The organism is Lysobacter daejeonensis GH1-9, from assembly GCF_000768355.1.
Classification (GTDB): domain Bacteria; phylum Pseudomonadota; class Gammaproteobacteria; order Xanthomonadales; family Xanthomonadaceae; genus Aerolutibacter; species Aerolutibacter daejeonensis.
In genome coordinates this window covers 21684-28041 of the sequence record NZ_AVPU01000029.1, presented here as the reverse complement: position 1 = coordinate 28041, position 6358 = coordinate 21684, and the positions used below count along the sequence as shown (strand labels likewise).

Annotated in this window: 7 protein-coding genes; 5 read left to right on the top strand and 2 right to left on the bottom strand. The window is 70.0% G+C overall.

The annotated features are described in order from the left end of the window. The first annotated feature begins 129 nt into the window (after positions 1-129). The 4 genes from N800_RS12840 to N800_RS12825 all read left to right on the top strand — a co-directional run bounded on the left by N800_RS12840 (position 130) and on the right by N800_RS12825 (position 3140). A complete protein-coding gene (locus N800_RS12840) occupies positions 130-762 on the top strand; it encodes a response regulator transcription factor (protein WP_036139346.1) in 633 nt (210 codons plus the stop codon). 134 nt (positions 763-896) lie between these two features. Further along, positions 897-1259, top strand: coding sequence for a hypothetical protein (locus tag N800_RS12835; protein WP_198032550.1), 363 nt, complete (start codon positions 897-899; stop codon positions 1257-1259). Positions 1260-1318: 59 nt separating this feature from the next. Beyond that, positions 1319-2347 (top strand): class 1 fructose-bisphosphatase, encoded by a 1029-nt coding sequence (locus tag N800_RS12830; RefSeq protein WP_036139342.1) that lies wholly within the window; start codon positions 1319-1321, stop codon positions 2345-2347. Between the two features lie 82 nt (positions 2348-2429). Next, positions 2430-3140: a 2OG-Fe(II) oxygenase gene (locus N800_RS12825; RefSeq protein ID WP_036139339.1), complete on the top strand. Its 711-nt coding sequence runs from the start codon at positions 2430-2432 to the stop codon at positions 3138-3140. Positions 3141-3143: 3 nt separating this feature from the next. On the opposite strand, the gene N800_RS12820 is transcribed toward N800_RS12825, so the two are convergent. Further along, entirely contained in the window at positions 3144-3581 is a 438-nt protein-coding gene (locus tag N800_RS12820; RefSeq protein WP_198032549.1) for a response regulator, read from the bottom strand. Positions 3582-3621: 40 nt separating this feature from the next. Then, positions 3622-4395 carry a sensor histidine kinase gene (locus tag N800_RS12815; RefSeq protein WP_052108234.1) on the bottom strand — a complete coding sequence of 258 codons (774 nt, stop codon included), beginning with the start codon at positions 4393-4395 and terminating at the stop codon, positions 3622-3624. Positions 4396-4487: 92 nt separating this feature from the next. Between N800_RS12815 and N800_RS12810 the strand changes: the two genes are divergently transcribed. After that, positions 4488-6281: an SLC13 family permease gene (locus N800_RS12810; RefSeq protein ID WP_036139333.1), complete on the top strand. Its 1794-nt coding sequence runs from the start codon at positions 4488-4490 to the stop codon at positions 6279-6281. Positions 6282-6358: the final 77 nt, after the last annotated feature.

Genomic DNA, 6358 nt, shown 5'->3' with positions numbered 1-6358 from the left:
CCTGCAGACGCCGCTGCGCGAGGGCAACGGCTTGGCCGGCATGCGCGAGCGCCTCGCCGCGGTGGGCGGCACCCTGGCGCTGTCGACCTCGCCGCGCGGCGCGCTGCGCATCGATGCGAGCATGCCGGCGTGAGCGTGCTGCGCATCGCGCTGGCCGACGACCAGGCATTGGTCCGTGCCGGCCTGCGCGCGTTGCTGGAACGGCAGGGCATCACCATCGCGTTCGAGGCCGAGGACGGCCAGGCGCTGCTCGACGGCCTGGCCCGCACGCCCGTGGACGTGGTGCTCAGCGACATCCGCATGCCCGGGATCGACGGGATCGACGCCCTGCTGCAGCTGCGGGCGCGCGGCGATGCCACTCCGTTGCTGCTGCTCACCACGTTCGACGACAGCGAGTTGCTGCTGCGCGCCACCGAAGCCGGTGCGCAGGGCTTCCTGCTCAAGGACGCCGCGCCGGAAGACCTGCGCGACGCCATCGTCCGCATCGCCGCCGGCGACACCCTGCTGCAGCCGGTCAGCACTGACCCGGTGCGCGCGCGCTACCAGTACCACACCGCGGACGCGCCACAAGAGCGCTTCAGCGAACGCGAGGTCGCCATCCTGCGCCTGCTGGCCGGTGGTTACTCCAACCGTGAGATCGCGCGCGCACTGTTCCTCGCCGAAGGCACGGTCAAGAACTACGTCTCCACCATCCTCGACAAGCTCGACACCCGCGACCGCACGCGCGCGGTGCTCAAGGCGATCACGTTGCGGGTGATCTGAGCCGCTCGCGCGGTACATCCTCGACACGGCATTGACGTTGCTGCACGCCAGCTGAGCGCGTCATGCGCGCATCGCGATGCTGTCACATGCATCGGCCACCCTCTGCACCCGTCGCTCACAGCGGAGCAGGCACCATGCAGCGCTTTCCGAATCAGACGATGGCCTTGCCCACGCGCCACGCCATGCCGCACACCGACGACCACCTGCACGACGCCCTCGCACGCACCGACGCCACCCTGAGCGAGGTGGTGCGTCGTGCCGGCCGTGGCCTGGAGCCCGAGTTGGAACGCCAGCTCGACGCCCACCTGCGCGGCCTGCGCGCCGTGCTGCCCGATGCCGACACCTGCGCCGCCGAGGCCACCATCGAGGCCGCCAAGCGCGTGGCCGATTCGGCCGAGCCCGAAGCGCCGCTGCTGATGCTTGCGATGGCCCGCGACCAACTCACCCGCGTAGTCCAGCGCCGCGCCCGCAGTCGACGCCGCCCCGCCGCGGCCTGACCAAGCAATCGCGCCCCACATGGGCGAAAATGGCGGCTTCGCGTCCACCCGTGCCCGCCATGACCCAGCCCAGCACCACCCCCGTCTCCCTGACCCGCTTCCTGATCGAGGAACAGCGCGCCGGCCGCGTCAGCGCCGACCTGCGCCTGCTGATCGAAGTGGTCGCCCGCGCCTGCAAGACGATATCCATCGCCGTGGGCAAGGGCGCACTGGGCGGCGTGCTGGGCGATGCCGGCACCGGCAACATCCAGGGCGAGGCGCAGAAGAAGCTCGACGTGATCGCCAACGACGTGCTGCTCGAGGCCAATGCCTGGGGCGGCCACCTCGCCGGCCTCGCCTCCGAGGAAATGGACCACAGCATGCCCATCCCGGACGTGTACCCGCGCGGCAACTTCCTGCTGCTGTTCGACCCGCTGGACGGCTCGTCCAACATCGACGTCAACGTCTCGGTCGGCACCATCTTCTCCGTGCTGCGTTGCCCGGAGGGCGTGGTCACGCCGGCCGACGAGCACTTCCTGCAGCCGGGCACCGCCCAGGTCGCCGCCGGCTACTGCGTGTACGGCCCGCAGACCACGCTGGTGCTGACCGTCGGCCACGGCACCCACGCCTTCACCCTCGACCGCGAAGTCGGCAGCTTCGTGCTCACCACCCGCGGCATGCGGGTGCCGGAGGAGACCAAGGAGTTCGCGGTCAACGCCTCCAACCAGCGCTTCTGGGAACCGCCGATGCAGCGCTACGTCGGCGACATGCTGCTGGGCAAGGAAGGTCCGCGCGGCAAGGACTTCAATATGCGCTGGATCGCCTCGATGGTGGCCGACGTGCACCGCATCATGACCCGCGGCGGCATTTTCAGCTATCCGCTGGACAGCAAGTGCGCACCCAAGGGCGGCAAGCTGCGCCTGATGTACGAAGCCAACCCGATGAGCTTCCTGGTCGAGCAGGCCGGCGGCGCCGCCAGCACCGGCCGCCAGCGCATGATGGACGTGCAGCCCACCGGCCTGCACCAGCGCGTGCCTGTGTTCCTGGGCTCCAAGGCCGAGGTCGAGGCCGCGGTGCGCTACCACGCCGAGCACGACGCAGCGCACTGATCGCGCTCAGCCGCGCGGCGCCGGGGTTCACCTCCCGGCGCCGGCGTGCGAACCTCGGGATTGCCCCTCCAGCACGACCGCCATGAGCCAGACCCCGCCCGTCGATTTCATCGAGGTCTATCCCGACGCGCTCAGCCGCGAGCAGTGCGCAGCGCTGGTCGCGCGTTTCAACGCCAGCAACGAGACCGGCCCCGGCCGCGTCGGCGGCGGCGTACTGCCCGAGCTCAAGGACAGCCTCGACCTCACGCTGGCGGGCAAGCCGGCCTGGCGCGACGCCGAAGGCCTGCTCAACCAGGCGGTATTCAAGGCCCTGCTGGCCTACTTGCGCCGCTACCCCTACACCCTGATCGCGCCGCTGATGCTGGAAGTGCCCGGTGAAGGCGGCAAGCGTCACCGGCTCACCGCCGAGCGGCTGGTGGCAATGGACGACGCCACCCTCACTCCGATCGTGCAGACCGTACTGCGCCCGGGCGCGATCAACCTGCAGCGCTACACCGGCGGCCGCGGCGGCTACCCCTACTGGCACTGCGAGCTGTACCCGCGCGACCCGCGAGCCGACACCCTGCACCGCCACTTGCTGTGGACGCTGTACCTCAATGACGGGTTCGAAGAAGGCGAGACCGAGTTCCTCTACCAGCAGCGCAAGATCGGCCCGCGCACCGGCTCATTGCTGATTGCGCCGGCGGGGTTCACCCACACCCACCGCGGTAACCGCCCGTTGGGCGGCGACAAGATCATCGCCACCAGCTGGATCCTGTTCCAGCGCGCCGAACAGCTGTTCGGTGGGCAGTGAGGCTCAGCCGCCCGTGCGCGGGTGGTTGAGCACCAGCCAATACAGGCCCACCTGCTTGACGGCCCACACGAACTGCTCGAAATCCACCGGCTTCTGGATGTAGCTGTTCACGCCCAGCGCGTAGCTGGTTTCCACGTCAAACGGCTCGGCACTGGTGGTCAGCACCACCACCGGCAGGGTCCTGGTCGCCTCGTTGGCGCGGATCGCCTGCAGCACCTCGCGGCCATCAACCTTGGGCAGGTTGAGGTCCAGCAGCACGATCGACGGCAGGTCGGCGGGGTTGCGGTCGGCATGCGCGCCGCGGGCGAACAGGTAGTCCAGCGCCTCCGCACCATCGGTGACCACGGTCAGCGCGTTGGCGATCTTCGCCTCGTTGAAGGCGATCCGGGTCAGCTCGACGTCGTCGGGATTGTCTTCGACCAGCAGGATTTCCTTGTGCATCATGCGTCTTCCCCCCATGCCACGGTGCCCCGCGCGCGGCTCATGCGTCCCCGGCCGGCGGGACCGGCCATTCGAAGGTGAAAACCGTGCCCGTGCCGGGTGCGGATTCGCCGCGGACCCGTCCGCCGTGGCGCGTGGCGACGGCCTGCGCGATGGCCAGGCCCAGCCCGTGGCCGGCGCCCTGCTCCGCCACGTGCAGGCGCTGGAACGGCTCGAACAGCTTGTGCGCGTAACGCGGGTCGAAGCCGACGCCGTTGTCGCGCACGGCCAGCCGCTGGCCCGCGGCTTCCGCCGCACCGCTCACCTCGATGCGCGCGTCCGCCACGCCCGCGGTGAACGCCCACGCGTTGCGCAACAACTGCTGCAGCAGTTGGCGCAACAGCCGTTCGTCGCCGTGCATCACCAACCCCGGCTGCACCACGGCCTGCACCTGGCGTTGCGGGTGGGTGTCCGCCAGTTCGGCCAGCGCCCATTCGGCCAGCAGGCTGATGTCGACCGGTGCCACCTGCGGCTCGGCGCGCTGCGCCGCCGACAGCTCCGACAGCGAGGCGAGCAGGGTGCCCATCCGCGTCGCAGCGGCCCGGATGCGGGCCAGGTAATCGCGCGAGGCCTCGTCCAGCACCTCGCCGCTGCGGCGCTCCAGCAACGCAGCGAAGTTCTCGATGGAACGCAGCGGAGCGCGCAGGTCGTGCGCCAGCGCATCGGCAAACGCCCGCTCACGCAGGGCAGCAGGGGCCGCAGGCGTGGAGGCACCGGTGTCAGGGGGCCGGGGCGCTGCGTCCGGAAGACCGGGTGGGTTGACGAAGCTCGACATGGGCACGGGAAGTGTTTGTCCGGAGTGTACCCGGAGCGGATGTGAGGGCACGGTGCACGCCCCATCACGCGCACATCACGCACAATGAACGGATGGACCTCCATCAGATCCTCTTCCTGCTGATCCTCACGGGGTCGCTCTACCTGTTCGTCAGCGAGCGGCTGCGGGTGGACGTCACCGCCATGCTCACCCTGCTGGCACTGGTCGTAACCGGCGTGCTGGACTCGAAGGCCGCCCTGTCGGGCTTCGCCAGCGAGCCGGCGATCATCGTCGCGGCGGTGTTCGTGATCTCCGGTGGCCTCGCCGCCACCGGCCTGACCGAGAAGATCGGCCAGTGGGTTGAGCGGGCCGCCGGCGCCACGGAATCGCGCGCAATCGCCGTGACCATGCCGGTAGTGGCGGCGCTGTCGTCGTTCACCCACCACGTGATGGTCACCGCGATGATGCTGCCGATCCTGACCCGCCTGGCGCGGGCCAAGGGCCTGTCGCCATCGCGGCTGTTGATGCCGATGTCGTTCGCGGCCTCGCTGGGCACCACCCTGACCCTGGTCAGCGCGCCCGCCTTCCTGCTGGCAGACAACCTGATCGAGCGCTCCGGCGCCGAGGGCCTGGGCATCTTCTCCATCACCCCCATCGGCTTGGCACTGGTGCTGGTCGGTGTGGTCTACATGCTGCTGGCACGCTGGCTGCTGCCCAAGCGCGAAGGCGAGGCCGGCGACGACGGCTACCTGCGCCTGGACCGCTACCGCACCGAGCTGCTGGTGGTGGAAGGCTCGCGCTGGAGCACGCGGCCGCTGGCCGAGCTGCAGAAGGCGCTGGGCGACAAGTTCCGCCTGGTGGGCTGGCTGCGCGACGGCATGCCGCGTGACGACCTCACTGCCAGCAGCCCGCTGATCAGCGGTGACATCCTGCTGGTCGAAGCCTCCGCCGACGCGCTGGCCTCGTTGCACGACGACCCGGGTCTTGACCTCAACGCCCTCGCCCGCTTCGGCGGCCTGGTCAGCGGCGACGGCCCGCGCCAGCTGGTGCAGGCGGTGGTCGCGCCGGGCTCGGAGTTCATTGGCCGCACGGTCCGCGAGCTCAACTTCGCCCGGCGTTTCCACACGGTCATCGCCGGCCTGTGGCGGCGTGACGGTGAGATCGCCCTGCGCCTGGCCAATGCGCGCCTGCGCGAAGGCGACCTGCTGGTGCTGTGGGGCCGCCCCTCGCAGTTCGCCGAGCTGGCCGCCCACCACGGCTTCCTCATGCTGGTGCCGTTTGCCGGCGAGGCCAAGCGGCGCATCCGCGCACCGTTGGCGGTCGCGGTGCTCGCAGCCACGGTGTTCGCGGCAGCCACCGAATTGCTGGCGGCTCCCCTCGCGTTCCTGCTGGGCGCGGTGGCGATGGTCGCCACGCGCTGCGTGGACGTGGAGCAGGCCTACCGCGAGATCGACGTGCGCATCTTCGTGATGATCGCCGGCGTCATCCCCCTGGGCATCGCGATGGAGCAGACCGGCACCGCGGAGTTGCTGGCCAACGGCCTGCTGCACGTGGTCGCCGGCTGGCCGCCGCTGGCGGTGCTGCTGGTGATGTTCACCGTGGCCGCGCTGCTCACCCAGATCCTCTCGGATGCGGCGACGACGGTGCTGCTGGGGCCGATCGCCGTGTCGCTGGCCGAGTCGCTGCGGCTGCCGGTCACGCCGTTCGTGGTGTGCACGGCGCTCGGCGCGGTGGTGGCGTTCCTCACCCCGATCGGTCACCACGGCAACCTGTTGATCCTGGGTCCGGGGCAGTACCGCTTCAACGATTTCCTGCGCATCGGCCTGCCGCTGACGGTGCTGATCGCGCTGGTGAGTGCGTGGATGGCGCAATGGTTGTGGTTGGGTGGCGCGCTGTTGCCGTTCTGAAGCTCGGCTTCAGGGCGTCGTGCGACGCTTTGCTCGTTGTTGCACGGGCTGGTCAGGCTGTGCGTGCCGGGAGTATT